This window comes from Candidatus Dormiibacterota bacterium, assembly GCA_035532035.1.
Taxonomy (GTDB): Bacteria; Vulcanimicrobiota; Vulcanimicrobiia; order Vulcanimicrobiales; family Vulcanimicrobiaceae; genus Tyrphobacter.
Genome location: DATKRS010000010.1, coordinates 52,458 through 78,680 on the forward strand (window position 1 = coordinate 52,458; position 26,223 = coordinate 78,680).

Here is a 26,223-nt window from a genome sequence, read left to right on the forward strand (position 1 = left end):
GCGACACCGCCGTGGTCGAAGCGCATGAAGATGGAGCGCGTCGTCGTTATTGGATCCGGGCCAGCAGGTCTTACCGCAGCGGTCTATGCGGCGCGCGCGAATCTCGCGCCCTTGGTCCTCGCCGGTGGGCTGTACGGCGGACAGCTGATGCTGACGACGGACGTGGAGAACTACCCTGGATTCCCCGAAGGGATTCTCGGTCCCGAGCTGATGACGAAGATTCGCGAGCAGGCTGAGCGCTTCGGCGCGCGCATTCTCGACATCGATGCGACGGGCGTCGATTTCACGACAAGACGGCTCGTCGTCAGCACCTCCGACGAAGCCTATCGAGCAGAGACCGTCATCGTCGCAACGGGCGCGAGCGCGCGCTGGCTCGGCGTTCCCGGCGAGGATCTCTTGCGGGGTCGCGGCGTGTCGACCTGCGCGACGTGCGACGGGGCCTTCTTCAAGGAGAGGCACATCGTCGTCGTCGGCGGAGGAGACTCCGCCATGGAAGAGGCGCTCTTCTTGACGCGATTCGGCCGCCGGGTGACGGTCATACATCGCCGCGACGGTCTGCGGGCGAGCAAGATCATGGCTGAGCGAGCGCACGCCAATCGCAAGATCGACTTCATGTGGAACACCGTCGTCGAAGGGGTGCTCGGAGAAGAGAGAGTCACTGGTCTGCGGCTGCGCAACCTGCTCGACGAGAGCCTCTTCGATTTCGATTGCGACGCGATCTTCGTCGCGATCGGTCACACGCCGAATACCGAAATCTTCCGGGGGCAGCTCGATCTCGACAGCGCGGGATACATTCTCTCACCCGACGGCACCATGACGAGCGCCGAGGGCGTCTTCGTGGCCGGCGACGTGTACGATCACCGGTATCGGCAAGCGATCACCGCGGCGGGATCGGGCTGCCGAGCGGCGATGGACGCGGAGCGCTATCTCGAGGCGCTCGAGTTCGCACCGCCTCCGCTCACGCGATCGGTCGGCGCTTCGAGCGAGCGCCGGTAGACGTAGGTCTCGCCCCGGTAACCGAGGCCGGGATCGAGATCGCGCCGCGTCGCGACCTGCGTGAAGCCCAGGCTGCGCGCGACGCCCGCCGACGCGGCATTGCCCGCCGCCATCTCGGCAATGCCTGTACGCGCGCCGTGTGCGCCGCGCGCGTGCTCGAGCACCGCTTCCATCGCTTCGCGCGCGAATCCGAGCCGGCGAAACGGCGGAAAGACGCCGTACGCGATGTAGACGCTCGTTCCCGCATACGTCGCCTGCGCCTCACCGATCGCAGCTCCGTCTTCTCGGCGCAAGCTGATCCAGTTCTCCCACCGTTCGATTGCGCCCAGGTACGGAACCTCGTGCATCCAGCGCTCGTATCGCTGCCGCAGCGCCTCGATCGTCGGCGGTCGCAGGGCGGGAAAGAAGTTCCACATGCGCTCGTCGTCGAGATACTTCCACGTCAGTTCGGCGTGCGCGGGTTGCGCCGGTACGAGATCGAGGCGAGCCGTCGAGAGCGCGTGCCGTTGCGTCATCGCACGACGTCTTCGAGGGCGCCGGCCAACTCTGGGAATTTAAAGCGATAGCCGCGCTCGAGCGCGCGGCGGGGAAGCACGCGTTGACGCTCGAGCAACACGTTTGCCCCCTCCCCGAGTGCCGCCCGCAACGCAAACGTCGGAGCCGGAAGGAACGCCGGCCTGTGAAGCGCGCGGCCCAGCTCGCGCACGAACTCGGCGTTGGTAACGGGGTTCGGCGCGACGGCATTGAGTGCTCCGTCCGGGTCGTCGATGGCGCTGAGGTAGATTCCGGCGAGATCGTCGGCGTGAATCCATGAGTACCACGACGTGCCGTCGCCGATGCGCCCGCCCATCCCGGCGCGAAAGAGCGGGACGAGCTTCGCGAGCATTCCGCCTTTGCCAAGCGCGAGGCCCGTGCGGATGCAGGCGACGCGCATCCCTAAAGCGGAAGCGCCTTGCGCTTCGCGCTCCCACGCAGCGCATATGCCCGCCAGAAACGTCTTTCCCGCGGGGCTGCTCTCGTCGAACGTCGCGGTTGCGCTCGGACCGTAATAGTCGATCGCCGAGGCGCTTACGTAGACGGTCGCGCGTCGTTGCAATCGAGCAAGATGCTGCAAAAAAGCGCGCGGAAGCACCGTGCGGCTGTCGTGAAGACGCTGCTTTACCGCAGCCGTCCAGCGCTGAGCGATCGGCTCGCCGGCAAGATTCACGATCGCCTCGCAATCGGTCGCGCCGTCCGCAGCATGCTCGGGGTCGCGCAGCGACAGAACCGTCACGTCATCGCCGCGCGCTCGCAGAGCTGCCGCGAGCGCGTCGCCGATGAACCCGCTGCCGCCGAGCAGTGCGACGCGCATGCTAGACGGACAGCTCCGCGGTGATCGCATCGAGTGCGGCTGCCGCCCGAACGGCAGCCTCTCGAATCGTGCTCGTATCTCCGGTGGCTACAGCAGCACTCAGCTCCGGTAACGGTACGGCGGCATAGCCGTTACGCCCGTAGCAGATGAGATTCAAGCGGTGCACCGCATCGAGAAGGATACCGTCGCTGACATGACCGTCGGCCGCTTGTGCCCGGGAGGCGAAGCGCGCTACCGCGGCGGCGAACGGCGCGACGTCGCCGGCATGCGCTGACGGCACGATCGTTGCGACGTCCTGGCGCAACGCCCTTGCGTACGGCGAGAGGCGGTAGAGTGCGCGCAGCGGCTCGTCTGCGAGCCGGTAGGCCATCACCGCGAGCAGTTGCGCCATCGCACGGTGGTTCACGAATCCGGGGTCGGCTTGAGTCCGCGCGTAATGGAGATCGTCGAACGCGGAGTGGTAGACGCCGAATGGCCCGCCGAACCCCGAATCGATCGTCGGAATACCCGTATCGTAGAGGAAGGCTTCGAAGTCGGAGCCGCCGCCCGGAGCGCCTACTTGCGCGCCGTCCGATTGAGCCTGCCAACGCGCGAGAAGCGAGCGTGTACGCTGCGCGGGGTCCATAATGCGTGCGGTCGCGCTCGTGACGAACTGCGCCAACGCTGCCGCGGCCGAGGCGCCGAATATCTGGCCGCTCTCGCCCTCGTCCATGTTGACGTACGCGACGCACTGCGCGCGCAGGCGATCGGCGTGCGCGCGCTCGTATGCGATCGAGCCGAGCTCGCCCAGCTCTTCGCCGTCCCAACCGGCGATCACGATCGATCTCCTTGGCTTCCACCCGGTACGCGCGAGCGCGCCGAGCGCCTTTGCCGTTTCGAGCAGCGTGGAGATGCCGTCCCCGTTGTCGGTGACGCCATACACCCACGCGTCGCGATGCCCCCCCAACACGACCTCCTTGCTCGATCTTCCGGCGAGAACCCCGATCGTATTCCAGAGCCGCCGGCGTACCAAAATCTCGCGTACCGTCACGCGGATCCTGGCGTTCGCGCCGAGCAGGCGGCGTGCCACCGCAGCGCTCACCGGAAGGACGGGGATTTTGATTGCGTTGCCAAGGCTGCCACGCTGGACCACGCCGCTCGGAGAATGGGGACCGTTGTGAAAGATGATGGCGGCCGCGCCGTGCTGCTGCGCGCGCAGCGCGAGCAACCCGCGAAACTCGGCACCGTATTGCACGAGCACGATCTTGCCGCGCACGCGCACATTTGCGGCTGCGAGCGCCGCATAATCCGTTTCGCGCCCCTGCCCGGCGTCGACCAACGCAGCAGTAACCGTTCCCGAAGCGCTCCCCGCATTGAACGGAATGCCTGCGTCTGGCCGCGTGCCTTCGCGGTCGCCAGGGACGCCGGACTCGCGGAGATTAAGGGCGACCGGATGACGCGTCATGATGACGAGTGCGAGCAGGCGCGGCTGTGGAACGAGCGCGGCGAAGGATTCGATCGTCGTGCGAAATCCGTAGGCGCGTAGACGGCCGGCCATCCATTGCGCCAGCCGCTCGTCTCCCGGCGTGCCCGCGTAATGCATCTCGCGATCGATGCGGCGCGAGCTCTCGAGCGCGCCGGCGGCGGTCGGCGTGGCGAGCAAGACGTCTTGCGGGCTCTGCGAGGCCGGTCGCGCGGGCAGCGTCTGCGTCGTGAAGAGCAATAGGACGGCGACGGCGATGCGCCGGCTCATCGTGATCCCTCGTCGAGTGCCGTATCGATGATCTTCAACAACTCCAGCGCCGGTTCGTCGAGCCGCTGTGCGTAGACCTTCGGGTGCGTCAGATAGAAGAGCGACATGGTACGTAGCACGAAGCGGTGACGCCGGGGCTCGGGAAGGCGCGAGAAGGCGCGGACGGCTCGACGTGCGAGGTATGCCACGCGCTCGAAGAAGCGCTCGCTCCCTCCGTAGAGCGCGACGAAGTTCACATCGTCGTGCTCGCGGTCTTCCTCTTGATCGATGAACGAGTCGAGCAGCACGTGCAGCGCGCTCACCGCAGGGAAATACGCATGGTACGCATCGGCAATGGAGCCGTAGCGCGTGTCGAAGAGCATGAACAGCGGCGCGTAGACGTGAAGCTGCGAGCCCGCCGCGCATGCGAACTCGAACCATTCGAGCTCGCCGTAGCGCTCGGCATGCCGCTCGTACCAGAGCCGGCACGCCTCTTCGCGCTCGGCCGGAGGGAAATGCACGAAGGTCTGCATGTCGGCGTAGAGGCTCGCGGCCTCGCGAAAGAGCGGCAGCAACTGCTCGTGACCGGCTAGGCGCGCAAGCCCGCGCTGAACGCGGCGGACGAGCGTCACGAGATAATCGCCGTCGTCACCCGAAGGCCCGAGATCGTAATAGCCGCCGGCGACCGCGTCGGGATGGAGTGCATCGGCGATCGCGCGGTGCAGGATCGGATACGCTGCGATGCCGACGTCGGGATGACGGTCGCACAGGTTATCGAGGTAGTCGTAGATCGTTTCGAGCGGCGCGACGATCTCGACGTAGCGATCGGCTGCCGACGGCGTCAAGAACGTTGCGAGGATGCAGCCTCCCGCGACGTGGTACGCTTTTGCGTCGATCGAGCTCAAGGCCTGAATGCGTAAGCGATCGTCGGGAATGACGTCGGCCAGCGCGCGGATCTCCGCGAGCGCTCGCGCGGCTTTTGGGACGACGCTCAGCAGGAACTCCGCCACGTCATACGCTCCGGAGAAGCCGCCGCCGGCGAGCATCGCGAGGCGCGTACGGCTCGTCGCAACGCGCCCGACGGCCCATCGAACGTCTTGCAGCACCGCTATGGGTCGGCCCGGCGCAACCGAATCGACGGGGCCTGCTTGCCCTCGCTCAAGGGCGGCGAGCCCCCCGTTTAGCCTTCCCGATTCCCCGGCTTCTCATGGGCCGATTATACCGAATAGTATATATTACTCGCCCACGACCTGCCCCGGAGCGCAGGCCACGACTCGTGCGCCACTTCACGGGCAGATGCCTCATATCGCGTGCGCGGGGCAGCAGCATGTCACGGCTTATCGTGCTTCACAAACGGTCGCCTTCCTGTAGGGTTTCAAGGGGCGGAGCCCGGCTCATAGAAACCAATCCAGCGGATCCACGGGAGCGAGCGTTGAGCGTCAGAATCGTTCTCGACAAAACAAAGGTGCGTCACCTGCGCGAACAGCGCGGGTTCTCTTCGCAGGCCGAGCTTGCAGAGCAGACGGCACGCGTCGATCTCAAACGAACCGGGGTGGGGCCTCGCGTCATCTGGGATGCGGAGAACGGAAAACCCGTCACCGTGCGCACCTGGAGGCTGATCGCGCAAGCGCTGGACATCTCCGATCCGAACGAGCTGTTGGAGGGTTCTGCGCCGGAGCGCCGCGCGCCCATGCGGTGGATCGCGCTCGCTACCGCGAGCGCGATCGTCGTGATCGCAGCGGCTGCCGTGCTTTCGATGATTAGACCGCGCAACCCCGTTGTGATGCCCGCAGACAGGACGCTCGTTTTCGAGGATCTGCGTGGGGAGAGCACGTTACGCCATCCGATGACTCTCGCGCACGGCCTGCTCTGCAGCAATCTCACGATCGACGCGAACGTAACCCTCGCTACGGATGGTCACAGCATTCTCTGCTCCGGCACCATCGACAATCGCGGCACGATTGTAACCGGATACACGCGATACCGCGAGTATCCGCAGTCCTACGGCGGCTCCGGCGGCGGCGGCGGGGCGAGTTGCACAGGCAGTGGCGGGCAGGACGGCGATGCAACGCGCGTGCCGGGCGGACCGGGATCGCTTGCGCCGGCCGACGGCGGCTCGCCACCTGCGCCCCTTCTTACGGCGAGTCTGCTTGAGAGCTGGTATCTCGTCGGAATGAAGCGGTATCTTAGTGGAGCTGCCGGCGGAGGGGATCTGGCGTCCAGATACACCGGAACGCCCGGCGCGCGGGGCATCTACATTCAGGCGCAGCGCATTATCGCAGGGCGCATCGTTGCCCGAGGGCAAGATGCCTGCGACACGTCGGGTTGCGGGCCGATCCATGGATCGGCGGGCGGCGGTGGCGGCATCGTCGTGCTCGCCTACGGCGATGCGCTGGTTCCAGGCGCGTACTACGTTCGCGGCGGACGGGGAAATCGCACCGGTTGCTACCCGAGCGGCAGCGGCGGAAACGGAAGGGTTATCGCTTACGATTTCGGACGGTCCCCGCCGGTGCAACTTCCCCAACTTCGTCTCCTAACGCCGCGCGTGCGCTCCGCGAACGGCTGCGCGCAGCGCGGACGGATCGGCATCGTCAACAACACCGGCGGAACGGTTGCGCTGCTCTCAGGAAACGGCGCGTTTGCCTCGATATCCCAGCACAATAAGAGCGTCGCCGCGCGCCCGGGAGCGATTCTTCGAGGAAGCATACGATTGCGTACCGTCAACCGCAGTCCTGCGGTCTCAACGGCCCCGCTGATAGCAACCCCGACATGGGGTAAGCGCGAGACCGTGTGGTTCACCGTCGCGCCTACGGTATCGCGCGGCATCGGCACCTACGATTCCGCCGTGACCGTCAAGGTGCCGTCAAAGGATGGGACGTATGCCCTGATCTTTGCCTTTCAGATCGCGTCGCGTGCTGCATTTGTCGCCTCCGGAAGCGACTACGTCGTCGGCCCTCCGCATTGGAGCTTTCGTGACGCGGTTGCGGACTATGACGAAGCGCAAATCTCCGATGCGCAAACCTACGGTTGTGCCATAGCCCGCCGCTTCGAAGGCCCAGGCTACGTATGGCTCTACGTTCCCGCCGATGCCTTGCGCATCGTCGTCGCAGGCCGCGCGGCGCGGGCCGGGTCTTAGACCCGGTGCATCTGCGTGGGCCGCTCTTGCCCCATATCCTAAATTCCCGAGATGAAGCGGCCGGGGTTCAGCGTGGCGTGCGGGTCGAAGGCGGCTTTGAGCGCTCGCATGCGCGCGATAGCCGGCGGGTCGGCGCCCCATACGCGCAGCGCCGCCCGTACGGGGTGCTCGCCGGCGATGACGCGCGCACGTGGCTCGACTTGATGCAGCGCGTCGTCGAGCACCTGCAGCTTGAGTGAGAGGTCGCGCGTGTCGTTGCGGCTCGCGCGGACGATGACGTCGCCGTTCATGACGTCGGCGATCACGTTAGCGTCCAATGCGAAGCGGCGCACGATGTCGCGCGCTTCGGTCGCGCACGCATCGAGACGATCGGGCATGGCCGGGATGCGATAGGTGATCGAGCGGTCCGCAACCGTCGACACGAACGCATCGAGGACGGCGTCGAACACGTCGCGCGCGCGGGCGTCGACGATCTGCGTCTCCGGCACGCCCGCGCGGCCGAGTGCGGAGCGCAAGTCGCGCGTCGCGCGCTCGAGCAGCTCTTCGCCGTTCTCGAGCAGGACGAAGATCCGCCCTTCGGCGCCGGCCGCGCCGGAGATCTCTTTCTCGAACCCCTCGATCCAGAGCGCCGCGGACGGCTCGATCGCAAGTGCGCGTAGCTGTGCGAGCGCTCGGGAACGCGTCCCTTCGGGAAGCGGCGCCAAGAATGCGCGCGCCGCACCCGGCATCGGAAGGGTCTTGAAGTTCGCCTGCACGAGCACGCCGAGCGTACCGAACGATCCGACGTAGAGACGGCTCATGTCGTAACCGGCGACGTTCTTCACCACCATGCCGCCCGCGCGCGCGATCGTACCGTCGGCAAGCACGATCGTCGAGCCGATGAGCAGATCGCGCGGCCGGCCGTAGCGATGGCGCCTCGGTCCGAGCCATCCGGCGGCGAGCGTCCCGCCGACGGTCGCGCGGCCAGGCTTCGGAGCGTCGAGGGGCAAGAACTGTCCGTCGCGCTTCAGCCGTGCCGCCAGCGTCTTCAGCGTGGTGCCGCCTTGCACGGCGATGGTGAGGTCCGCCGGGTTGTAGGCGACGATGCGTTTGAGCGCCGTCGTTTGCACGACGAACTCGCTGCCCATGGGGGGAAACCCCATGCCGCGCAGCGTCTCGCCGCCGCAGATCGCGACGCGCGTGCCGTCGCCGTCGCAGCGCGAGAGCAATGCGCACAGCTCTTCCACGCTTTGCGGGAGGGCGCGTTCGGCGGCCCCCGGCGTCATGCCGGCGTGCCGAGCTCGATGCAGCGCGAGCCGGCGGGAAAAATCTTCTCCGGGTTCAGTATGCGCTGCGGATCGAAAACGTCGCGTACGCGCGCCATCGCGGCGAGGTCCGCGGTGCCGTAGACGCGCGTCATCGCCTCGCGCTTTTCGTATCCGACGCCGTGCTCGCCGCTGATCGTTCCCCCGAGGTCGATTGCGGCTCGCAGGATCGCGTCGCCGGTAGCGAGCACGGCAGCGACCTGCCGGCGGTCGCGCTTGTCGTAGACGAGCAGCGGATGAAGGTTGCCGTCGCCGGCGTGAAAGACGTTCCCGACGACGAGATTGTGCTCGCGCGCCGCAGCCTCGACGGCGTGCAGCGCTTTCGGCAGCGCGCTGCGCGGCACGGTCACGTCTTGCGTGTAGTAGTTCGGCGCGATGCGGCCGATCGCGCCGACCGCACCTTTGCGCCCCGCCCACAGCGCGTCGCGTTCGGCCTGCGTTCGCGCGGCGCGCCACGAGAGCGCGCCGTGCTGCATCGCGATCGCGTGAATCGCGGCTTCGCATCCGTCCATCGCGTCTTCGAAGCCGGCGTTCTCGATCAAGAGCACGGCGGCGGCATCGGTTGGATACCCGGCATGGAACGCCTGTTCTACGGCGTTCACGATCACGCTATCCATCATCTCGAGCGCCGTCGGAACGATCCCGGCGCCGATGATCGAGGAGACGGTCTCCGAGGCGCTCTCGATGTCGGAAAACGCCGCAAGCCAGACGCGCGTCGCCTCGGGCAGGCGCAGCAGCCGAACCCAGGCGGAGGTCACGATCCCGAGCGTTCCTTCGCTGCCGACGAGCACCGCCGTCACGTCGTATCCCGCATCGTCCACGTCGGTCGTGAAGACCTCACCGCGCTCGTCGACGATCTCGAGGCCCAAAACGTGATTCACCGTCGTTCCGTACGAGAGACAATGCGGTCCGCCGGCGTTCGTCGCGATGTTGCCGCCGATCGTCGAGCTGCGCTGCGAGGCCGGATCGGGCGCATAGAAGAGCTTCGCGCCGGCAACCTGCTGCGAGAGCTGGAGATTGACGAGGCCGGGCTGGACGCGCGCCCGCCGGTTTGCGACGTCGAGTTCGAGCAGCTCGTGCATGCGGGCAAAGGAGACGATGATTCCGCCGCCGTCGATCGAGACCGCGCCGCCGCACAGGCCGGTGCCGGCGCCGCGCGCGATGACCGGCTCTTCGAACTCGCGCGCGATCTTCACGACGGCGCTGACCTGCCGCGTGTCGGAGGGAATGACGACGGCTGCGGGGAGCTTGCCTTCGCTGTATGCGTCGAACGAGTAGACCGACAGGTCTTCGGGGGCCGTCTTGACGTTCGCGGCTCCCAGTGCTTCGCGCAGCCGATCCTCGAGGCGCGCGCTCACGTGTAGAGCAAGAATCTCTGGCGCAGCGGCAGAAAATCGGCAACGCCTTGCTGCCAAGAGGCAACGATCTCGTTCGCGCTGCTACCATCCAGGAGCTGCTTGCGGAAGGCATCGGTTCCCCAATCGATGTCCACCTCGCGCACGCTGTGAACGTCGATCGCGCTCGCTCGCATGTCGCGCGCCGTGACCGCGACCTCGACCGACGTGCGGACGGGTGCGAACTGTGACGGTTCGGAGAGCCGCAGACGCGCGCCGGAAAAGGAGCGGCCCATATTTGCTCCTTTGATCGGCGACCACGTCGCCGCGTCGAAGACGACCCCTGGCGCACCGGTTGCCGACAGGCGTTCGGTAAAGCCGCGAGCGTCGAGGTTGCGCGCGCCGGCGAAGAAAAACGGATCGGGCGTGCCGACGCCGTTGTTGAGCCCGGCACTGTCGATCAGCCCCGTGCACAGGTAGACGAACGTCGTCTGCCACGTCGGGATGTTCGGCGACGTGCGGATCCACCGCAAGCCCGTTTGCGGCCAAATCATCGAGCGCTGCCAGCCCTGCATCGGAATCACGCGCAGCTTGGCACCGATACCGAAGTGTCGGTTGAACATTCGCGCGAGCTCTCCGATGGTCATGCCGTGACGCATTGCGATCGGATAGAGCCCGATGAAGGAGGAGAACTTCGGGTCGAGCACCGGTCCTTCGACCATGGCGCCGCCGACCGGATTGGGTCGATCGAGAACCCAAAACTCGATGCCATGTGCCGCAGCGCTCTGCATCGCGTACGCCATCGTGGAGACGAACGTGTACGCGCGCGCTCCGACGTCTTGAATGTCGAAGAGCAAAACGTCGATGCCGGCGAGCATCGCCGCAGAGGGATGGCGATCCGGCCCGTAGAGGCTGTACACGGGAAGCCCGGTGACGGCATCCACGTAGGACTCGACGAATGCGCCGGCGGGACGGTCGCCGCGCAAGCCGTGCTCGGGCGCGAAGAGTGCGTGCACGCGCACGCCGCTGCGGCGCACCGCGTCGACGATGGAAACGCCCTGTGCCGTAACGCCCGTTTGATTCGTAATGATGCCGATGCCGCGCCCCGCAAGCTCGCGTACATGATCGCGCAGCAACACGTCGCCGCCGAGCGCAACGGGCGCCTGTGAGAGCGCGCGTGCGCCTCCGGCAGCCGTAAGACCGGCAGCAGCAACCGAGCCGAGAAACTCGCGTCTTCGCATGCTCCGTGCTTCGCTCAAACGAAGCGCGGTTCCGCCGCGCCCGCGAGCAGCCCCGCCGCACGGGCGCGGTCGAAGAGCTCGCGCGCGGCCGCGATCCCCAGCTCGCCGACGTCGTCGGTGTACTCGTTGACGTAGAGTGCGATGTGCTTGCGCATGACGTCGTCATTCATCTCGAAGGCATGTTCGCGAACGTAGGGCATGACGGCGGCTTGGTTCTCGCGCGCGTACGCAAGGCTTGCACGGATGGCCGCATCGAGGCGTGCGCCGGCGCTGGCGCCGAGGTCGCTCCGTACGAGAATCGCGCCGAGCGGAATCGGTAGGCCCGTCTGCGATTCCCACCAGTCGCCCAGATCGAGCAGCGACGCTAAGCCGCTCTGTCCGTACGTGAAGCGCGACTCGTGAATGATGAGGCCGGCGTCGGCCTCGCCGCGCACGACTGCTGCGACGATCTCGTCGAATCGCATCTCGAGCCGCACGACGCTCGCCTTTACGTCGTGCAGAGCAAGCGCGAGCAGCAGATTCGCGGTCGTGCGGGCGCCGGGAATGGCGACGCGCAGACCGTCCAGCTCCTGGAGTGCTGCAGCCGCTCCAGGACGCGTGACGACGAGAGGCCCGCATCCGCGTCCGAGCGCGCCTCCCGAACGAAGGATGCGATACCGTTGCGCGAGATGCGGAATCGCGCCGTAGCTGACTTTGGTGAGCTCGTAGGTGCCGCGCTCCGCGGCGTCATTGAGCGCCTCGACGTCCGCCAATGCGACGCGAACGCGTGGCGCCTGCGCGAGCAACCCGTGGGTGAGCGCGGCGAAAATATACGTATCGTTGGGGCACGGCGAGTATGCGAGCGTGTACGACTCGTTCACGCTGGTAGGTCCTCGAGCGCGAGGAACGCCTCCGTAATGTTGGCGAGACCTCGCGTTCCGGCCGAGAAGTCCCATCGCGAGCGTGAGCGCTCGCGCGCGTAGTTCGAGATCCCGCGCAGTTCGACGGCCGCAACGCCGGCGATCTCCGCAGCGCGCAGGACGCCGAATCCCTCCATGGACTCGATGCGCGCGCCGCTTGCGCGCAGACGCGCCGCCGTTTCATCGGTCGCGGTGACGCGCGAGACCGTTGCGCCCCGAACGCTGCGAAAGCCCAGCTCGACGAGCCGGTCGACCAGAACGAGATCCGATGCGGCGCGGTCGTGGACGGTCATGCCGGCCGGGAGCGGGAGGGCGTGCCCCGTCTCGAGATCGAGCTCGAGGCTCTCCTCCGCCACGACCACACCGTCGCCGATCGCAAGCTCTTCGTCATACGCTCCGGCGATGCCGGCGCTGACGACGAGATCGTAACGGTCTTGCGCGAGCGCGCGCGAGAGCTGCGCGGCGGCCTCCACGAGACCGATTCCGGTCACCAGCACCTCGACGCCCGCTCTCGGCTCGAGGAAAGCCGTTTCCTGGCGCGTCGCGCTGACGACGAGAATCACGGCACGCCGATGAACTTGTGCGTTTGCAGCGAGAGGCGGAAGCGCTCGGGATGCGCGCTCAGGTAATCGAGCGCGAGCGCGACGTTGGCGGGTTTGTTGCCCTCCGGCTGGAGCAGGATGGTCGGCAGCGCCGTAAAGAGCGGGAGATGCTCTTCCGGAACGCGCTCGTCCACGATGAGCTTCGCTTCGTTGGCGCGCGCCGCCATCTTCGGATCGACGCATTCCTTCGGCGAGACGCAGAGCCACACGTCGTCGGGAAGGGTGGCGTAGATCGTACCGTTCGATTCGACGTGGACGCGTCGCCCGTCTTCGCGTAGGGCGTCGATGAGCGCCGCGGACGCCGATTGCGCGAGCGGCTCTCCGCCGGTGAGCACCACCATGGGGCATTGTGCGCCGGCGGCTCGCACGGCGTCAACGATCTGCGGCACGGTCATCATCCGCTTGAGCGCGTAATCCGTGTCGCAGAAATTGCATGAAAGATTGCAGCCGGCGAGGCGCACGAAGACGGCGGGCATTCCCGTCCACGTTCCTTCACCTTGGATGCTGCGGAAGATTTCGGAGACCTGAATCACCGCCGGCGTCATCCCGGCACCGTCGACGGATCGCCGCGCTTGAGGACGGCGCAGGCGTTCGGCGTCTCCCAGAGGACGAGCTCGTCGAGCGACGGCAGCTTCGGCTCGAGACGTCGCCAAATCCACAGCGCGATCTCTTCCGCAGTCGGATTCTCGATGACCTCGTTGAGCGTGCGGTGGTCGAGCGCGTCGAGTACTTCTGCCGTCACGAGCGCTTCGAGGGCGTCGAAGTCCTCGACCATGCCGCGCGCCGGACCGTCCCGGTGGAGTGGGCCCGAGATTGCGACGTCGAGGCGGTACGAGTGGCCGTGCATCCTCGCGCACTTTCCTGGGTGATTCGGTAGCGAATGTGCCGCCTCGAAGCGGAAGTGCTTGCGAATCTGCATGAGGGGACGGAGTGGCGCTGGCGCTTTCCTAGATCGCGCCGTCTGGGCCCATGGACTCGAGGCGCTTCTTGAGGTCGGCGAGGAATCCGCTCGCCGTGTAGCCGTCGAGCACGCGATGGTCGATCGAGAGACAGCAGTTCATCATCTGCCGGATCGCGATTGCGTCTGCGTCGACCACGACGGGGCGTTTCACGACCGCTTCCATCGTCACGATTCCGGCTTGGCCGCCGTTGATGATCGGCGCGGAGAGGATTGAGCCGTTTGCGCCGTTGTTGTTCACCGTGAAAGTTCCGCCTGCGAGATCGTCGACGCCGAGCTTGTTCTTGCGCGCTCGATCGATGAGCTCTCCGGCGGCGATGCCGAGCGCCTTGATCGTCAAGCGGTCTGCGTTTTTCACCACGGGCACGACGAGATTCGACGGCAGGCCGATCGCGATGCCGACGTTGACGTCCTTGAGCACTTGGATGCCGTCGGGCGCAAAGCGGGCGTTCACGAGCGGAAAGGCCTGCAGCGATTGCACGACCGCACGAATGAAGAAGGGTAAGAGCGTCAGCTTGTAGCTGGTTTCGCGCTCGAAGCGCGCCTTCTCGCGCTCGCGCCATCTCCAGAGGTTCGTGACGTCGACTTCGACGGCCGACCACGCGTGCGGCGCGGTGTGTTTACTCTCGACCATCCGCTGCGCGATGATGCGGCGCGCCTGATTGAGCGGAATCGTCGTGCCGGGAATCGGCTGCGCGTAGGTCGACGTGCCGGGCGGCGCCTGCGTGGCTGCCGCCGGCGCGGCGAGCGTCGCCGGTCCGGTCGCTGCTGCTGCGAGGACGTCTTGCGCGGTCACGCGACCGCCGTTGCCCGTTCCCGAGATCGCGCGAACGTCCACGCTGTGCTCGCGGGCGAGCTTGCGCACCGCCGGCGAGACGCCGCGCAGCGCCGATTCGAGTGCGCCACCGGCGGGTGCGGGCGCGCGTATCGTCTGGCCGTTCGAACGCGGTGCCGGGGGCGCCGTCATGCCGGGAACCGGCTCGTCGGAGGCCATGCGATTCGCCTCAGCCTTGGTCGCCTGTGCCAAAGCGCCGGCGTCGTCGATGATGGCGATCGCCGTTCCGGTGGCGACGGTCTCGCCTTCCTTTACGAGAAGCTCGCGCAAGACGCCGCTGACCGGCGAGGGAACCTCCGCGTTGACTTTATCCGTCGAAACTTCGACGAACGGCTCGTACTTCTCGACGCTCTCACCCGGCTGCTTGAGCCATTGCGCTACGGTGCCCTCCGTTACCGTCTCGCCCAGCTGCGGCATCGTTACCGTGGTCGGCATCAGAAGGCCACCAGTTCGCGCATCGCGTCGGCGATCTTTGCCGGGGACGACATGAACTCGTGCTCGAGGGTCTCCGCGTACCCCATCGCGGGAACGTCGGGTCCGCACAGCCGCCGGATCGGCGCGTCGAGATGGAAGAGCGCCTCTTCGGCGACCATCGCGCTGATCTCGGCTCCGATGCCGCCGAACTTGTTGTCCTCATGTACGATGAGCAGCTTGCGCGTCTTCTCGACGCTCGCAAGAATCGCACCGCGATCCATCGGGCGAATCGAACGCAGATCGATCACCTCGACGGAGATCCCGTCCCGTTCGAGCGTCTGCGCCGCTTCGAGCGCCCAGTGCACGTACAATCCGTACGAGACGACGGTGAGCTGCGAGCCCTCGTGTACGACGTTGGCTTTGCCGATGGGAATCGAGTAGTGGCCGTTGGGTACCTCACCCTTGATCAGGCGATAGGTCTTTTTGTGCTCGAAGAAGAGCACCGGATCCGGATCGTCGATTGCGGCGTTGAGCAGCCCTTTCACGTCGGCGGGGAACGCCGGAGCGACGATCTTCAACCCCGGAACGTGGTAGAAGAGCGCTTCGACGCAGACGGAGTGCGAGAGCGCTCCGCGCACGCCGCCGCCGTATGGCGCGCGTATGACGAGCGGGCACGTGTACTCGCCGTTGCTGCGGTAGCGCGTCTTCGCCGCCTCGCCGACGATCTGATTGAACGACGGATAGATGAAGTCAGCGAACTGGATCTCGGCAATTGGACGCAAGCCTTCCATCGCCATTCCGACGGCGATGCCGACGATCGACGCCTCGGCAATGGGCGTGTCGATGACGCGCTGCGGGCCGAACTCGTCGATGAAGTCCTTCGTGATGAGAAAGACGTTCCCGCGTGCGCCGACGTCCTCGCCGAGGATAATCACGCGGTCGTCGTTCTTCAAGGCCTCGTACAGCGTCGCGCGCACCGCTTCGACGTTGTTCATCGTCTGCGACGACGCGGACGTCTGCGAGGTCGTCACTGCCATGGCTGCCACGCTCCTTCGTAGACGTTCTCGTAGAGATCGCGTGCCTGCGGAAACGGCATCGCCTCGGCGCGATCGGTGGCGTCGTTCGTCTCCTGCAACACGTCCTTCTTCATTGCGGCCGCCTCCGCGTCCGTGACGATGCCGGCCTCGACCAGCCGCGCTTCGAATCGTGGAACGGGATCGTCTTTCCGATGTCGCGCGACCTCGTCCTTCGTCCGATACGTCATGTCGTTATCGTCGGTCGAGTGGGCGAGAAAACGATAGCACATGCCTTCGAGCAGCGTCGGGCCGCCGCCCGAGCGGGCGCGCTCGAGTGCCTCGTTCACGCACGCGTAGGTTTCGATTGGATCGAATCCGTCGAATCGTTTGCCAGGAATGCCGTATCCCGCGGCGCGCTTCCAAATTTCTGGTTGCGCCATCTGCTTTTCGAGCGGTGTCGAGATCGCCCACATGTTGTTCTCGACGAGAAAGACGATCGGAAGTGCGTGAATCGCCGCAAAGTTGATCGACTCGTGCCACTCACCCTCGCTCGTCGTACCGTCGCCGCACGTGCAGAGAACCGCGCGCCCGCCCTCGCCGCGGTACTTCATCGCATATGCGGCACCGACTGCGTGAGGGATGTGCGCGGCGAGGATCGAGGAGAACGAGAGAATCCCGACGCTCTTCGAGCAGTAGTGGTTGGGAAACTGGCGTCCGCCGTTGTGATCTGCGGCGCGAGCGAAGATCGAGAGCATGATCTCGTATGCCGGCAAACCGACGCCGAGGCAGAGGCCGAGATCACGATAGTAGGGCGCGAGCAGGTCGTAGCCGCGCCGGAACGCCATCGCCGCGCCGGCCTGGAGCGCTTCATGCCCCTCGCTGCCGAGCGCGAACGGCACCTTCCCTTGCCGGTTGAGCTGGAAGCCGCGGTTATCGAGCTGGCGCTGGAGGAGCATGTTTTGGAAGATCTGCCGCAACTGCTCGTCGCCCAGTCCGCGGCGATCCAGCGCGGCCGTCGTCTTTACTGCCACGGGGTCCGAGGTTCGCCTCGGGCGGCGCGGAACGCTTCAAAAGGGCGGCGTGCCGTGCCCGGACCAAGGCATGCGCGCGAGGCCGCACCAGGAATCCGTCGAAATCGAGGCTACATCATGAAGCGTCCCATTCGAAGCATCCTTTTTGCGGCGAGCGTCGCAGCTCTGTGCGGACCGCTCGCCTTCGCCGTGCAGCCCACGCCTGCAGCGGCGAGCAACATCTTCTGCGGCGCTGACGGGTCGTACGTCCCGTGGGACGCCGCGACGAACGCGCCGGCTCCGAAGACCGCCTCCTCCGAACGCGCGTTACGCGTGGTTTTGTACGCGGCATCCGGCTCGCGGGTGACCGCGCTCGTGACCTTCATCACGAACGACTCGGCATATCAGGCGACGATTGCCGGCGTGCCGCTGCACGAACAAGCGCGCGCCGGCGATCGCATGAGCGATCCGGTTCTCGTGACCTTCGACCGGTCGGTCGGCGTCCAGTACGCATACGTGGATTCGTATGCAGTGGACGGCGCGGCGCTCGTCTCGTGTCCCAGCTTCGTCAATCAAGTCTATCCCTGGGGTGCGACGCCGCGTCCGAACAGTGCCGTGCCATCGCTGCACATCATCGCCAGCTCGACGGTTCCGACGATGCCGCGGCGTTACGCGATGGTCGCAGCGACGCTGCTCCAGCCACTTCCTTCGCTCGCGTGCGGCGCAGCCTACGCGCCGTCGCGAATGGCGCTGCAGCCGCGGAGCGACTGGTCGGCGCAGGATGAAATGGCGAGCTACTCCAGCGGCCGCGGCGGCACCTCGGCGCTCGTCGCGATCTACCTCGACTCCAACGGCAAGCCCGTCTACACGCAGCTCGTGCAGTCCAGCGGAAACGCCGTAACGGACACGGAGGCGCTCGACGACGCAAAGACGGAGACGTACTCACCGGCGAAGTTCCTCTGCATGCCGGTGGTGAGTCTCCTCCTGATGCCGTTTCAACAGAAGTAGCGGCGCGCGCGTAGCGGTTCGGCTGCTTGAACCCTGAGCTGATCCGCTACCGGCGGCATTTTCACGCGCATCCGGAGCTCTCGCTCGAAGAGCACGAGACCGCGGCTTTCATCGAGCGCGAACTTCGGCAGTGCGATTTCGACGAAATTCGAACGCGCATCGGTAAAACGGGAATATTGGCGACGCTGCGCGGCGGACGTCGCGGTCCGACGACGCTGCTTCGCGCCGACATGGATGCTCTTCCGATAACGGAGCTCGGCACGGCGGAGTATCGCTCGCAGCACGACGGCGTGATGCACGCCTGCGGGCACGACGGGCACATGGCGATTCTGCTGGCGTCGGCGCGCGCGCTCGCTGCGCGCCGTCAAGACGTAGCCGGGACGGTCGTCTTCTGTTTTCAGCCGGGCGAAGAAGGCTACGGTGGCAACCGGCTGATGATCGCCGACGGCGCCCTCGAGAATCCGCACGTGGACCGCGTCTTCGCGCTGCACCTCTATACCGGCCTCGACGTCGGAAAAGTCGGAATCCGCGACGGCCCGTTCTTTGCTGCCTCGGATCAGATTTCCATTATCCTAGAAGGGCACGGCGGGCACGGCGCGATGCCGCAGCTCTCGGTCGATCCGATCGTCGGCGCCGCGCAGTTCATCACGATGCTGCAGACGCTCGTGAGCCGCGAAGTGCCTCCGAAGGAGCCCGTGGTCGTGACGATCGGGAGAGTCGTTGCGGGGACGACGCACAACGTGATTCCGGATCGTGCCGAGCTGACCGGCACGGTACGAACGCTCGACGAAGTCGTGCGCCGCTCGATGCCCGAGCGGATCGAGCGCATGCTGCAAGGGCTCTGTAGCGCGATGCGGATGGAGTACCGCCTCGAGTACGAATGGGGCTATCCCGCCGTCGTCAACGACCCGCGCGAGAACGACGTCGTGCGCGCGATCGCGAGCGGGAGCGTCGGGGCGGAGAACATCGTCGAACCGCACGAGGTCGTCATGTGGGCCGAGGACATGGCGTACATGCAAGCCGAGCGTCCCGGCGCGTACTTTCTCGTCGGCGCGCGCGGAGCCGGAATGGGGAACGAGCCGCAGCACAGCGCACGGTACGACATCGACGAGCGAGCTCTCGACGCCGGCTTTCGTATGATGACTGGAATAGCAATGCAGTGACGGACTCCGGCGTACGGCGATACGCGATCGTCCCTTAGCTCGGCTCAGGTGAGGGCGGCCTCGAGAGCGTCCGCGAATGCTTCGACGTCCTCGGGCTGCGTCGCCCAGTGCGTCATCCAGCGCACCTCCGGCAGCGCTTCGTCGAACGTGTAGAAGAAGAACTCGCCCTGCGCGCGGGCAATCGCGGCGCGGTCCATCGTTGCGAAGATGGCATTGCAGCAAACGGGTCTCGTGACGCGGATTGCGGGGATGGCCAGGACGCGCTCGTGAAGCCGCGCCGTCATCGCATTGGCGTGCGAGGCGTAGCGCAGCCAGAGATCGTCAGAGAGCAGGGCGTCGAACTGCGCGGCCACGAAGCGCATCTTCGAGGCCAGCTGCATCCCTTGTTTGCGGGCGAAAGGCACGGCGCCGGCCGTAAGCTCGGGCGTGAAGAAACAGATCGCCTCGCCGAACATCAAACCGTTCTTCGTGCCGCCGAAGGTGAGCGCGTCGACGCCGAGATCGGCAGTGATCGCACGCGGGGTGGCGTGCAATGCTGCGGCAGCATTCGCGATCCGTGCGCCGTCCACGTGCACGAGCAGGCCTCGCTCGTGCGCGTAGTCGCAGAGCTCGCGAATCTCGCCGGGTTCGTAGAGGCCTCCGTACTCCGTCGACTGCGAAATGGAGACGACTCGCGGCTGCGGATGATGCTCGTCGTGCCCGGGATGCAGGTGCGGCTCGAGGTCCGCCGGGCTCAGCTTGCCGTCGTTCGTCACGACCGGGATTACCTTCGAGCCGGCGAAGCGCTCGAACGCGCCGCACTCGTCGGTCTGGAGATGCGCGCTCGCCGGGCAGAGCACGGCCTCCCACGGTCGTACGAGGCAGCTGAGTGCGACGACGTTGGCGCCGGTGCCGTTGAACGTGAAATACACGTCCGTCGTCTCGCCGAAGTGTTCGCGAAAGCGGCGAATCGCCGACGCCGTCCATGCGTCGTGGCCGTAACCGATCGCATCGCCCCCATTTGCGTGGCGGATCGCGTCGAGGATCTCGGGAGCGACCGGAGCGGTGTTGTCGCTCGCGAAGCTGCGCGCCGCCGGGCTCACAATGGTACCGTGGTTCCGCGTTGCCCGGCTTCGGCCGGCCATCCGAACTGCGTCGTCGAGAACGCCGCCAGCGCCATTGCGGACTCGGGCTCGCCATGCACGGCGTACAAATGGGGCTTGCTCGTGCAGGTCGAGAACCAGCGCCCGAAGTCGGTGCGATCCGCATGGCCGCTGAAGCCCGCCAAGTCCACGATTTTCGCACGCACCGGCAGCGTGTCACCGTAGAGGCGCAGCGCCTTCACGCCGTGCGTCAGCAACGACCCGAGCGTGCCGCGGCTTTGATAGCCGACGAAGATCACCGTAGAATCGGCTTGGGCGACATGGTTGTGGAGGTGATGGAGGACGCGTCCGCCCGATGCCATGCCGCTCGCCGAAACGATGAGCTGGGGTCCCTCGAGACGGTTGAGCGCCTTCGACTGCTCGGTCGTTACGGCAAGGGAGAAGTTGCGTACGCCGAACGGCGTTTCAGGCGTGCCGTGAGGTATCGGCTTGTGCGCGTCGGGGAAGCTTTCGAAGAGCGTGTCGACCTTCTCCGCCATCGGGCTGTCGAGATGCACGGGCAGCGCCGCGATTTTCGGCTCCCTCGCCTGGATGGCGGCAACGGCCAAGAGCATGTCCTGCGTGCGTTCCACGGCGAACGCCGGCATCACGATGGTGCCTCCGCGGGCGATGCCGTCGAGCAGCGCCGCTTGGAGCGCGTCGAGAGCGTCTACGGGGTGCGTGCGGTCACCGTACGTCGATTCGCAGACGATCGTATCGGCGCGTCCGATCGGATCGGGATCGTAGAGCAAGGTGCGCCCGTACCGTCCCAGATCGCCGGAGAAGACGATGCGCTTGCCCTCGAGCTCGAAGGCGACGAAGGCGGAGCCGATGACGTGCGCCGCGTTGTGGTATGTCGCGCGCACGCCGGAAACGGCGTCGAACTGCGTTCCGAGCGGAACGGCTCGCACCAGGCGCATCGTGCGAGCGACGTCCCGCTCGTCGTAGTACGCCGGCGGCACGCTTGGGTGCTCGTGTTCCAGACCGCGCTGCAACATCTCTTGCTGCAAGTGCGCTGCGTCGTCGAGCACGATCTGCATGAGGGCTTGCGTCGGCGGCGTGCAGTAGATCGGGCCGGCGAAGCCATCATGCACGAGTTTGGGAAGGTAGCCGATGTGATCGAGGTGGCCGTGGGTGACGACGACGGCCTCGACGTCGTCCGGCTCGACCGGCAGAGGTGCGTCGTTGAGCGCCGCGATCTGGTGCGTCCCTTGAAAGAGGCCGCAGTCGACGAAGAACCGCCTGCCACCAACCGTGAGAAGATGCTTGCTGCCGGTGACCGTGCCGGCCGCGCCGACGAAGGTGAGCTCAGCCACGCGCCGCGGTAAGGGCGAGCGAGCTCGGAAGTGCGTTACGCAGGTAGAGATCCAGGCAGCGGTCGACGAGCGACGCCGGGTCGGCGTCCTCCACGATGATCGCGCCGGTCTCTTTCTTGACGATTTTGCGCACGTCATCGACGTGATCGGAGATGCCGCCGGAGTGAGCGAGGACGCCGATCAGCTTTCCTTCGTCGTACGCGATGCAGAACTCGCCGAGCGTTCCGCTGCGACCTCCGAGAAAGAGCACGAAGTCGGAGCTGTGGATGTTGTGCGTCTCGCGCCCCATGAGTCCGGAGCCGGTAAAGACGATGGAAGTGTACGGCTGAATCGGCGAGTGGTAGACGTCGACGTGCTCTTCACGCGTGAGGGCGGGCGAGACACCCAGGCTCGCGCCGCCTGCCTCGTGGGTGCCGAGCACCGCTGCGTGCGGTAATCCCGGGCACGCGCCGGTAACGATCGTGCAATCGCGTTCGGCGATGCGCCTGCCCAGACGACGCGCCGCGGCGAGGTGTTCTGCAGAAATGCTTCCGCCCGAGGAGCCCATGACGCCGACCTGGATCTTCATGCAAGCGGGGATACCGTGCGACATTCCGCGGAACCTACCGCGAGGAGTAACGCCGAGCATCTCCTCGAAGAAACCCCGCATGGCGGAGCGCGAGCGCCTCGAAGTCGACGTTCTCTTTGTCGGTGCCGGTCCGGCGAGCCTTGCCGGTGCGATCGTGCTCGCGGAACGCGCGAAGAGCGCGAGCCGCACGCTCGAGATTCTCGTCATCGAGAAGGCCGCCGAGGCCTGGAACCATGCGATCTCCGGCGCGGTGCTCGATCCGCGCGCGTTCGAAGAGCTCGACACCAATTGGCTCGAACACGGCGTTCCCGTCGAGTCGCCCGTGACGCGCGACGAGCTCTGGTATCTTACGCACAGCGGCACGTTCAAGGCACCGTTCACGCCGCCGCCGCTCAACAACAAAGGCAAGTACGTTGCGTCGTTGCAGAAGATCGTACGATGGCTCGCCGATCGTGCAGAGGAAGCGGGCGTGCAGATCTTTCCCGCGTTTCCCGGTCAAGAGTTGCTGTGGGACGGAAGCCGCGTCGCCGGCGTTCGCACCGGCGACAAAGGGCTCGATCGCGACGGCAATCCCAAGTCCAACTACGAGCCCGGTGCCGATCTGGTAGCAAAGATCGTCGTTCTCGGCGAAGGTCCGCTGGGCACGCTGACCAAACAGGCCGTCGCGCGTTTGGGCCTAGATGCCGGACGCGAGCCGGCGGTGTACGCACTCGGCGTGAAGGAGCTCTGGCAGTGCCCACCGGGATCGGTGCAAGCCGGCAGCGTGACCCATACGCTGGGCTATCCATTGCCCGCGCAAACGTTCGGCGGAGCGTTTATCTACGGAATGACCGGAGACATTCTCGACATCGGCATGGTTACCGGGCTCGACGCGCGCGATCCGACGAGCGATCCGCACAACGAGCTCCAGCGCTTGAAGCAGCATCCTTCGATTGCCGCGCTATTGCGCGGCGCAAAGCTGCTGCGTTACGGAGCCAAAGCGATTCCGGAAGGCGGCCTCTTCGCAATGCCGCGGCTCTACGCCGGCGGGTTGATGATCGTCGGCGACTCGGGCGGATTCCTCAACGGCATGCGCCTCAAAGGCATTCACTTGGCGATGAAGTCCGGCATGCTCGCCGGTGAGACCGCGTGGGAGGCCCTGCAGGCCGGCCGATTCGATGAGGCGACGCTCGCGGGATATCAGCGGCGGTTCGAAGGGTCGTGGGCGTACGGGGAACTGCGCCGTGCACGCAACTTCCATCAGGGCTTCGAGCGCGGCCTTCTCTTCGGCATGCTCAACGCGGGGCTCTCGACGATCTCAGGCGGGCGCGGGTTCGGCTTCTTCGAGCGGCTTCACGCTAAACCCGGCTTTGCAGTGATGGAGAAGCGCGGCTACGAGCCGCCGGAATCGCCGCGCGCAACCATAGACGGCGTGCTGACGTTCGACAAGCTCACCGACGTCTACAACTCCGGCACGATGCACGACGAGAACCAGCCATGCCACCTGCACGTCTCGGACACGAATATTTGCCGCGATCGGTGCACGGTGGAGTACGGTAATCCGTGCCGCTATTTCTGTCCGGCAGCGGTCTACGAACCGCTCTTCGAGAAACGCGACGGCTCGGTCGAGGGCCGCTTGCAGATCAACTTCACGAACTGCGTCCACTGTAAGACGTGCGACATCGCCGATCCGTACCAGATCATCACGTGGGTACCTCCGGAAGGCGGAGGGGGGCCCGTCTACACGGGCATGTGATGACGGTCACGGTCAACGGAGAGTCGCGCGAGCTGCGCGAGGGCCTCACGATCGCGCAGCTGCTTGTATTGCTGGGTACGGCGCAGACCGGGATTGCGGTCGCCTGCAACGATGCGGTGGTCCGGCGCTCGACCTTCGGCGAGTACCGCATCGCACACGGCGATCGCATCGAGGTCATCCAAGCGGTGGCGGGCGGCTGAGGGAGAAAGAGTCCGAAGAATCATGAATGATGTTCTGAGAATCGGTACGCTTGAGTTCGCGTCGCGGCTGATCGTCGGCACGGGAAAGTATCCCTCCCTCGAGGTTATGCAAGCCGCGCACGCGGCGAGCGGCGCACAAATGGTGACCGTTGCGATCAGGCGTATTGCTCTCGACGACCCGAGCGGCAAGACGCTCCTCGATTACATCGACCGCTCGCGCTTGACGATTCTTCCGAACACCGCCGGATGCTATACCGCGCGGGACGCCGTCCTCACGGCGCAGCTTGCGCGCGAGCTTTTGCAGACCGACCTCGTCAAGCTCGAGGTCATCGGCGACGCGCAGACGCTGCACCCCGATCCGCGCGCGACGCTCGAGGCGGCGGAGCGCCTCGTCGCCGACGGGTTTACCGTGCTCCCGTATGTCGGCGACGACCCGATCGTATGCCGGCAGCTCGAAGAGATCGGCTGCGCGGCCGTCATGCCGCTTGCCGCGCCGATCGGAAGCGGCCTTGGCGTTTGCAATCCGTACTCGATTCGTATCATCAAGGAGCGCGCGAAGGTTCCCGTCATCGTCGACGCCGGCGTCGGGACCGCCTCCGATGCTGCAATCGCGATGGAGCTGGGCGTCGATGCGCTGCTCATGAACACGGGCATCGCCGCTGCCCGTAACCCGGTGCTCATGGCGCATGCGATGCGTCGTGCGGTCGAGGCGGGGCGAATGGCCTACCTGGCGGGGAGAATGGCCAAGCGTCTCTACGCGAGCGCATCGAGCCCGATGGAAAACCTCATCGCCGTCGAGGAGGCGTAGCCAGCGTGCAGCCGGTAAAAGAGATCTCCGTCGAAGAGCTTGCGAAATGGCGCGCCGGCGAGAAAGCGTTCGTGCTCGTCGACGTTCGGCATCCGAACGAGTTGAAGCTCGCCGCACTGCCGGACGCCGTGAACGTCCCGCTCCACGAGCTTGCCGCGCGGCTCGGTGAGCTCGACGGCAACGTGCCGATCGCGCTCATCTGCCATACCGGGGCTCGTAGCGAGTTCGCGGCCCGATTCTTGGCAAGCAACGGCTTTGCTGATGCCTGCACCGTCGTGGGCGGAATCGACGCCTATTCCGCGCGCGTCGATCCGTCGATTCCACGCTACTAAGGTCCTTCGCAGCTCCCTCGAACGGCGTACAGGATCCAATGCACGGCGCCACGCAACGGCGACGCCGAATGCGCCCAGGTTCCGGCAATCGCATCGGCGGCGCGCTCGTCGAGCGAGGTAACGCGAAAATGCGGTTCGACGATTGCCCGGAGCCGCAACTCGTCGAAGTAGACGTGCGCTACCCCGCGTTCGTCGCCGTCGAGCGGTGCGAACGTTGCCTCAGCCACCTCTTCGCCGCCGCCGTAGCGCGCGTCACGCGTCGAGGCAAACGTCGCAAAGAAGTACGCTCCACCGGAGAGAACGCACGCGAGCGCGCCGACGCGCTTCCTGACGCTATGCGGGGTTCCGTGTAGCAACGCGTGCGTCGAAAGCGCCCCGTCGAACGGCGCACCGCCGATGTCGATCGCGGCAAGCGCGTCCGTTCCCACGGCGGCGGCGTCATCGATCGAGAGGACGTCGAATCCGGCATCCCTCAAGGCCGCAGTATTCCGCCCGATGCCGCTGCCGAAGTCCAGGACGCGTCCGCCGCCGCGGCAGCACAGCGCCTCGATGAGTTCCCCGGCAAGCGGATGGGCAGGCATCGGTGCGAGTATACCGCGAAACGCCCGACGATGCTTACGCAAGGCGATACCATGCCGAACGTCACCGTCGAGGACGACGCGGGGAAGCGCGTCGCGACCAAGGATCTCCTCGGCGGCTCGCTGCTGCTCTATTTCTATCCGAAAGACGATACGCCGGGCTGCACGAATGAAGCGTCGCAGTTTCGCGATCTGCTTGCGCGCTTCAAGCGAAAGAAGGTTCGGATCGTCGGCGTCAGTCGCGATAGCGTTGCCTCGCATCAAAAGTTCAAGAAAAAATATGCGCTCCCGTTCGAGCTGCTCTCGGACGTCGAGTCGAAGCTCTGCGATGCGTTCGGCGTCATCGTCGAGAAGAGCAACTACGGCAAGACGTACATGGGCATTGCGCGCTCGACGTTCTTGATCGACGCGAAGGGTACGATCGTCAAAGTGTGGCCGAAGGTGACCGCCGACGGTCACGCCGAGGAAGTGCTGGCGTACCTATCGCAAGAGTAACAAGACTACTCCTGGAACCTTGGACGCCGCTATTCCAGATTATCGAGGTCTTCGAAGACCAGACGCTCCTCGCGAGGTAGCCCATTCCAACG

General features: G+C 65.9%; 27 protein-coding genes. 9 read left to right on the top strand and 18 right to left on the bottom strand.

Going from position 1 to position 26,223, the window contains the following annotated elements:
• The first annotated feature begins 24 nt into the window (after nucleotides 1–24).
• Nucleotides 25–996, top strand: a complete 972-nt coding sequence (trxB, locus tag VMV82_03585; GenBank protein HUY40629.1) for a thioredoxin-disulfide reductase — start codon at nucleotides 25–27, stop codon at nucleotides 994–996.
• Here the strand turns inward: trxB and VMV82_03590 are convergent.
• From VMV82_03590 to VMV82_03605, 4 genes are read right to left on the bottom strand one after another with little or no spacing between them, the layout of a single operon-like run.
• Complete coding sequence (locus VMV82_03590) at nucleotides 924–1,511, bottom strand: GNAT family N-acetyltransferase (GenBank protein ID HUY40630.1); 588 nt, start codon at nucleotides 1,509–1,511, stop codon at nucleotides 924–926. The two genes, trxB and VMV82_03590, sit on opposite strands and share 73 nt — an antisense overlap.
• Nucleotides 1,508–2,347, bottom strand: a complete 840-nt coding sequence (locus tag VMV82_03595) for a TIGR01777 family oxidoreductase (protein HUY40631.1) — start codon at nucleotides 2,345–2,347, stop codon at nucleotides 1,508–1,510. The genes VMV82_03590 and VMV82_03595 overlap by 4 nt, the downstream gene beginning before the upstream one ends.
• A 1-nt stretch (nucleotide 2,348) precedes the next feature.
• On the bottom strand, nucleotides 2,349–4,079 hold the full coding sequence (locus tag VMV82_03600; GenBank protein HUY40632.1) for a M28 family peptidase: 1,731 nt from the start codon (nucleotides 4,077–4,079) through the stop codon (nucleotides 2,349–2,351).
• Complete coding sequence (locus tag VMV82_03605; GenBank protein HUY40633.1) at nucleotides 4,076–5,164, bottom strand: DUF2600 family protein; 1,089 nt, start codon at nucleotides 5,162–5,164, stop codon at nucleotides 4,076–4,078. Before VMV82_03605 ends, VMV82_03600 begins: the two co-directional genes overlap by 4 nt.
• 326 nt (nucleotides 5,165–5,490) lie before the next feature.
• Here VMV82_03605 and VMV82_03610 point away from each other — a divergent pair, with 326 nt between their 5' ends.
• The gene (locus VMV82_03610) at nucleotides 5,491–7,194 is read left to right on the top strand and encodes a helix-turn-helix transcriptional regulator (GenBank protein HUY40634.1); all 1,704 of its coding nucleotides are present in this window, start codon (nucleotides 5,491–5,493) and stop codon (nucleotides 7,192–7,194) included.
• Nucleotides 7,195–7,232: 38 nt separating this feature from the next.
• Here the strand turns inward: VMV82_03610 and VMV82_03615 are convergent, their stop codons facing one another.
• Genes VMV82_03615 through VMV82_03660 form a run of 10 tightly spaced genes read right to left on the bottom strand, consistent with a single transcriptional unit; the run spans nucleotide 7,233 to nucleotide 16,828 of the window.
• The gene (locus tag VMV82_03615) at nucleotides 7,233–8,459 is read right to left on the bottom strand and encodes an FAD-binding oxidoreductase (GenBank protein HUY40635.1); all 1,227 of its coding nucleotides are present in this window, start codon (nucleotides 8,457–8,459) and stop codon (nucleotides 7,233–7,235) included.
• Nucleotides 8,456–9,856 carry an FAD-linked oxidase C-terminal domain-containing protein gene (locus VMV82_03620; protein HUY40636.1) on the bottom strand — a complete coding sequence of 467 codons (1,401 nt, stop codon included), beginning with the start codon at nucleotides 9,854–9,856 and terminating at the stop codon, nucleotides 8,456–8,458. The genes VMV82_03615 and VMV82_03620 overlap by 4 nt, the downstream gene beginning before the upstream one ends.
• On the bottom strand, nucleotides 9,853–11,073 hold the full coding sequence (locus VMV82_03625) for a DUF1343 domain-containing protein (protein ID HUY40637.1): 1,221 nt from the start codon (nucleotides 11,071–11,073) through the stop codon (nucleotides 9,853–9,855). The genes VMV82_03620 and VMV82_03625 overlap by 4 nt, the downstream gene beginning before the upstream one ends.
• A 14-nt stretch (nucleotides 11,074–11,087) precedes the next feature.
• Nucleotides 11,088–11,933 (bottom strand): 1,4-dihydroxy-6-naphthoate synthase, encoded by an 846-nt coding sequence (locus VMV82_03630; protein HUY40638.1) that lies wholly within the window; start codon nucleotides 11,931–11,933, stop codon nucleotides 11,088–11,090.
• A complete protein-coding gene (locus tag VMV82_03635) occupies nucleotides 11,930–12,535 on the bottom strand; it encodes a hypothetical protein (protein HUY40639.1) in 606 nt (201 codons plus the stop codon). Before VMV82_03635 ends, VMV82_03630 begins: the two co-directional genes overlap by 4 nt.
• The gene (locus VMV82_03640; protein ID HUY40640.1) at nucleotides 12,532–13,107 is read right to left on the bottom strand and encodes a 7-carboxy-7-deazaguanine synthase QueE; all 576 of its coding nucleotides are present in this window, start codon (nucleotides 13,105–13,107) and stop codon (nucleotides 12,532–12,534) included. Before VMV82_03640 ends, VMV82_03635 begins: the two co-directional genes overlap by 4 nt.
• A gap of 8 nt (nucleotides 13,108–13,115) precedes the next feature.
• A complete protein-coding gene (gene queD / locus VMV82_03645; protein HUY40641.1) occupies nucleotides 13,116–13,493 on the bottom strand; it encodes a 6-carboxytetrahydropterin synthase QueD in 378 nt (125 codons plus the stop codon).
• 28 nt (nucleotides 13,494–13,521) lie between these two features.
• Entirely contained in the window at nucleotides 13,522–14,802 is a 1,281-nt protein-coding gene (locus tag VMV82_03650; GenBank protein ID HUY40642.1) for a dihydrolipoamide acetyltransferase family protein, read from the bottom strand.
• Nucleotides 14,802–15,818, bottom strand: a complete 1,017-nt coding sequence (locus tag VMV82_03655; protein ID HUY40643.1) for an alpha-ketoacid dehydrogenase subunit beta — start codon at nucleotides 15,816–15,818, stop codon at nucleotides 14,802–14,804. Before VMV82_03655 ends, VMV82_03650 begins: the two co-directional genes overlap by 1 nt.
• Nucleotides 15,809–16,828 (bottom strand): thiamine pyrophosphate-dependent dehydrogenase E1 component subunit alpha, encoded by a 1,020-nt coding sequence (locus VMV82_03660; protein ID HUY40644.1) that lies wholly within the window; start codon nucleotides 16,826–16,828, stop codon nucleotides 15,809–15,811. Before VMV82_03660 ends, VMV82_03655 begins: the two co-directional genes overlap by 10 nt.
• Nucleotides 16,829–16,945: 117 nt before the next feature.
• On the opposite strand from VMV82_03660, the gene VMV82_03665 reads away from it, so the two are divergent.
• Together VMV82_03665 and VMV82_03670 are read left to right on the top strand one after the other, a co-directional pair.
• Nucleotides 16,946–17,815, top strand: a complete 870-nt coding sequence (locus VMV82_03665) for a hypothetical protein (GenBank protein HUY40645.1) — start codon at nucleotides 16,946–16,948, stop codon at nucleotides 17,813–17,815.
• A 26-nt stretch (nucleotides 17,816–17,841) separates the two neighbouring features.
• A complete protein-coding gene (locus tag VMV82_03670; GenBank protein HUY40646.1) occupies nucleotides 17,842–18,978 on the top strand; it encodes an amidohydrolase in 1,137 nt (378 codons plus the stop codon).
• A gap of 44 nt (nucleotides 18,979–19,022) precedes the next feature.
• Here VMV82_03670 and VMV82_03675 read toward each other — a convergent pair whose 3' ends face one another.
• From VMV82_03675 to VMV82_03685, 3 genes are read right to left on the bottom strand one after another with little or no spacing between them, the layout of a single operon-like run.
• Entirely contained in the window at nucleotides 19,023–20,060 is a 1,038-nt protein-coding gene (locus VMV82_03675) for an aminotransferase class V-fold PLP-dependent enzyme (protein ID HUY40647.1), read from the bottom strand.
• Nucleotides 20,057–21,415: an MBL fold metallo-hydrolase gene (locus VMV82_03680; protein ID HUY40648.1), complete on the bottom strand. Its 1,359-nt coding sequence runs from the start codon at nucleotides 21,413–21,415 to the stop codon at nucleotides 20,057–20,059. Before VMV82_03680 ends, VMV82_03675 begins: the two co-directional genes overlap by 4 nt.
• Nucleotides 21,408–21,983, bottom strand: a complete 576-nt coding sequence (locus tag VMV82_03685; GenBank protein HUY40649.1) for a hypothetical protein — start codon at nucleotides 21,981–21,983, stop codon at nucleotides 21,408–21,410. The genes VMV82_03680 and VMV82_03685 overlap by 8 nt, the downstream gene beginning before the upstream one ends.
• Before the next feature lie 79 nt (nucleotides 21,984–22,062).
• Here VMV82_03685 and VMV82_03690 point away from each other — a divergent pair, with 79 nt between their 5' ends.
• From VMV82_03690 to VMV82_03705, 4 genes are read left to right on the top strand one after another with little or no spacing between them, the layout of a single operon-like run.
• Entirely contained in the window at nucleotides 22,063–23,718 is a 1,656-nt protein-coding gene (locus VMV82_03690; protein ID HUY40650.1) for an electron transfer flavoprotein-ubiquinone oxidoreductase, read from the top strand.
• Nucleotides 23,718–23,918 carry a sulfur carrier protein ThiS gene (thiS, locus tag VMV82_03695; GenBank protein HUY40651.1) on the top strand — a complete coding sequence of 67 codons (201 nt, stop codon included), beginning with the start codon at nucleotides 23,718–23,720 and terminating at the stop codon, nucleotides 23,916–23,918. The genes VMV82_03690 and thiS overlap by 1 nt, the downstream gene beginning before the upstream one ends.
• A 22-nt stretch (nucleotides 23,919–23,940) precedes the next feature.
• Nucleotides 23,941–24,726 carry a thiazole synthase gene (locus VMV82_03700; GenBank protein ID HUY40652.1) on the top strand — a complete coding sequence of 262 codons (786 nt, stop codon included), beginning with the start codon at nucleotides 23,941–23,943 and terminating at the stop codon, nucleotides 24,724–24,726.
• Nucleotides 24,727–24,731: 5 nt separating this feature from the next.
• Nucleotides 24,732–25,058: a rhodanese-like domain-containing protein gene (locus VMV82_03705; GenBank protein HUY40653.1), complete on the top strand. Its 327-nt coding sequence runs from the start codon at nucleotides 24,732–24,734 to the stop codon at nucleotides 25,056–25,058.
• Here the strand turns inward: VMV82_03705 and VMV82_03710 are convergent.
• Nucleotides 25,055–25,639, bottom strand: a complete 585-nt coding sequence (locus VMV82_03710; protein ID HUY40654.1) for a hypothetical protein — start codon at nucleotides 25,637–25,639, stop codon at nucleotides 25,055–25,057. The two genes, VMV82_03705 and VMV82_03710, sit on opposite strands and share 4 nt — an antisense overlap.
• Nucleotides 25,640–25,669: 30 nt before the next feature.
• On the opposite strand from VMV82_03710, the gene bcp reads away from it, so the two are divergent.
• Complete coding sequence (bcp, locus tag VMV82_03715) at nucleotides 25,670–26,131, top strand: thioredoxin-dependent thiol peroxidase (GenBank protein ID HUY40655.1); 462 nt, start codon at nucleotides 25,670–25,672, stop codon at nucleotides 26,129–26,131.
• Nucleotides 26,132–26,223 lie beyond the last annotated feature (92 nt).

Excerpts from the sequence above, each read along its gene's own strand:
- trxB (HUY40629.1), top strand. The coding sequence starts at position 25 with ATGAAGATGGAGCGCGTCGTCGTTATTGGATCCGGGCCAGCAGGTCTT.
- VMV82_03590 (HUY40630.1), bottom strand. The coding sequence starts at position 1,511 with ATGACGCAACGGCACGCGCTCTCGACGGCTCGCCTCGATCTCGTACCG.
- VMV82_03595 (HUY40631.1), bottom strand. The coding sequence starts at position 2,347 with ATGCGCGTCGCACTGCTCGGCGGCAGCGGGTTCATCGGCGACGCGCTC.
- VMV82_03600 (HUY40632.1), bottom strand. The coding sequence starts at position 4,079 with ATGAGCCGGCGCATCGCCGTCGCCGTCCTATTGCTCTTCACGACGCAG.
- VMV82_03615 (HUY40635.1), bottom strand. The coding sequence starts at position 8,459 with ATGACGCCGGGGGCCGCCGAACGCGCCCTCCCGCAAAGCGTGGAAGAG.
- VMV82_03625 (HUY40637.1), bottom strand. The coding sequence starts at position 11,073 with ATGCGAAGACGCGAGTTTCTCGGCTCGGTTGCTGCTGCCGGTCTTACG.
- queD (HUY40641.1), bottom strand. The coding sequence starts at position 13,493 with ATGCAGATTCGCAAGCACTTCCGCTTCGAGGCGGCACATTCGCTACCG.
- VMV82_03650 (HUY40642.1), bottom strand. The coding sequence starts at position 14,802 with ATGCCGACCACGGTAACGATGCCGCAGCTGGGCGAGACGGTAACGGAG.
- VMV82_03655 (HUY40643.1), bottom strand. The coding sequence starts at position 15,818 with ATGGCAGTGACGACCTCGCAGACGTCCGCGTCGTCGCAGACGATGAAC.
- VMV82_03665 (HUY40645.1), top strand. The coding sequence starts at position 16,946 with ATGAAGCGTCCCATTCGAAGCATCCTTTTTGCGGCGAGCGTCGCAGCT.
- VMV82_03685 (HUY40649.1), bottom strand. The coding sequence starts at position 21,983 with ATGAAGATCCAGGTCGGCGTCATGGGCTCCTCGGGCGGAAGCATTTCT.
- VMV82_03690 (HUY40650.1), top strand. The coding sequence starts at position 22,063 with ATGGCGGAGCGCGAGCGCCTCGAAGTCGACGTTCTCTTTGTCGGTGCC.
- thiS (HUY40651.1), top strand. The coding sequence starts at position 23,718 with ATGACGGTCACGGTCAACGGAGAGTCGCGCGAGCTGCGCGAGGGCCTC.
- VMV82_03700 (HUY40652.1), top strand. The coding sequence starts at position 23,941 with ATGAATGATGTTCTGAGAATCGGTACGCTTGAGTTCGCGTCGCGGCTG.
- VMV82_03710 (HUY40654.1), bottom strand. The coding sequence starts at position 25,639 with ATGCCTGCCCATCCGCTTGCCGGGGAACTCATCGAGGCGCTGTGCTGC.
- bcp (HUY40655.1), top strand. The coding sequence starts at position 25,670 with ATGCTTACGCAAGGCGATACCATGCCGAACGTCACCGTCGAGGACGAC.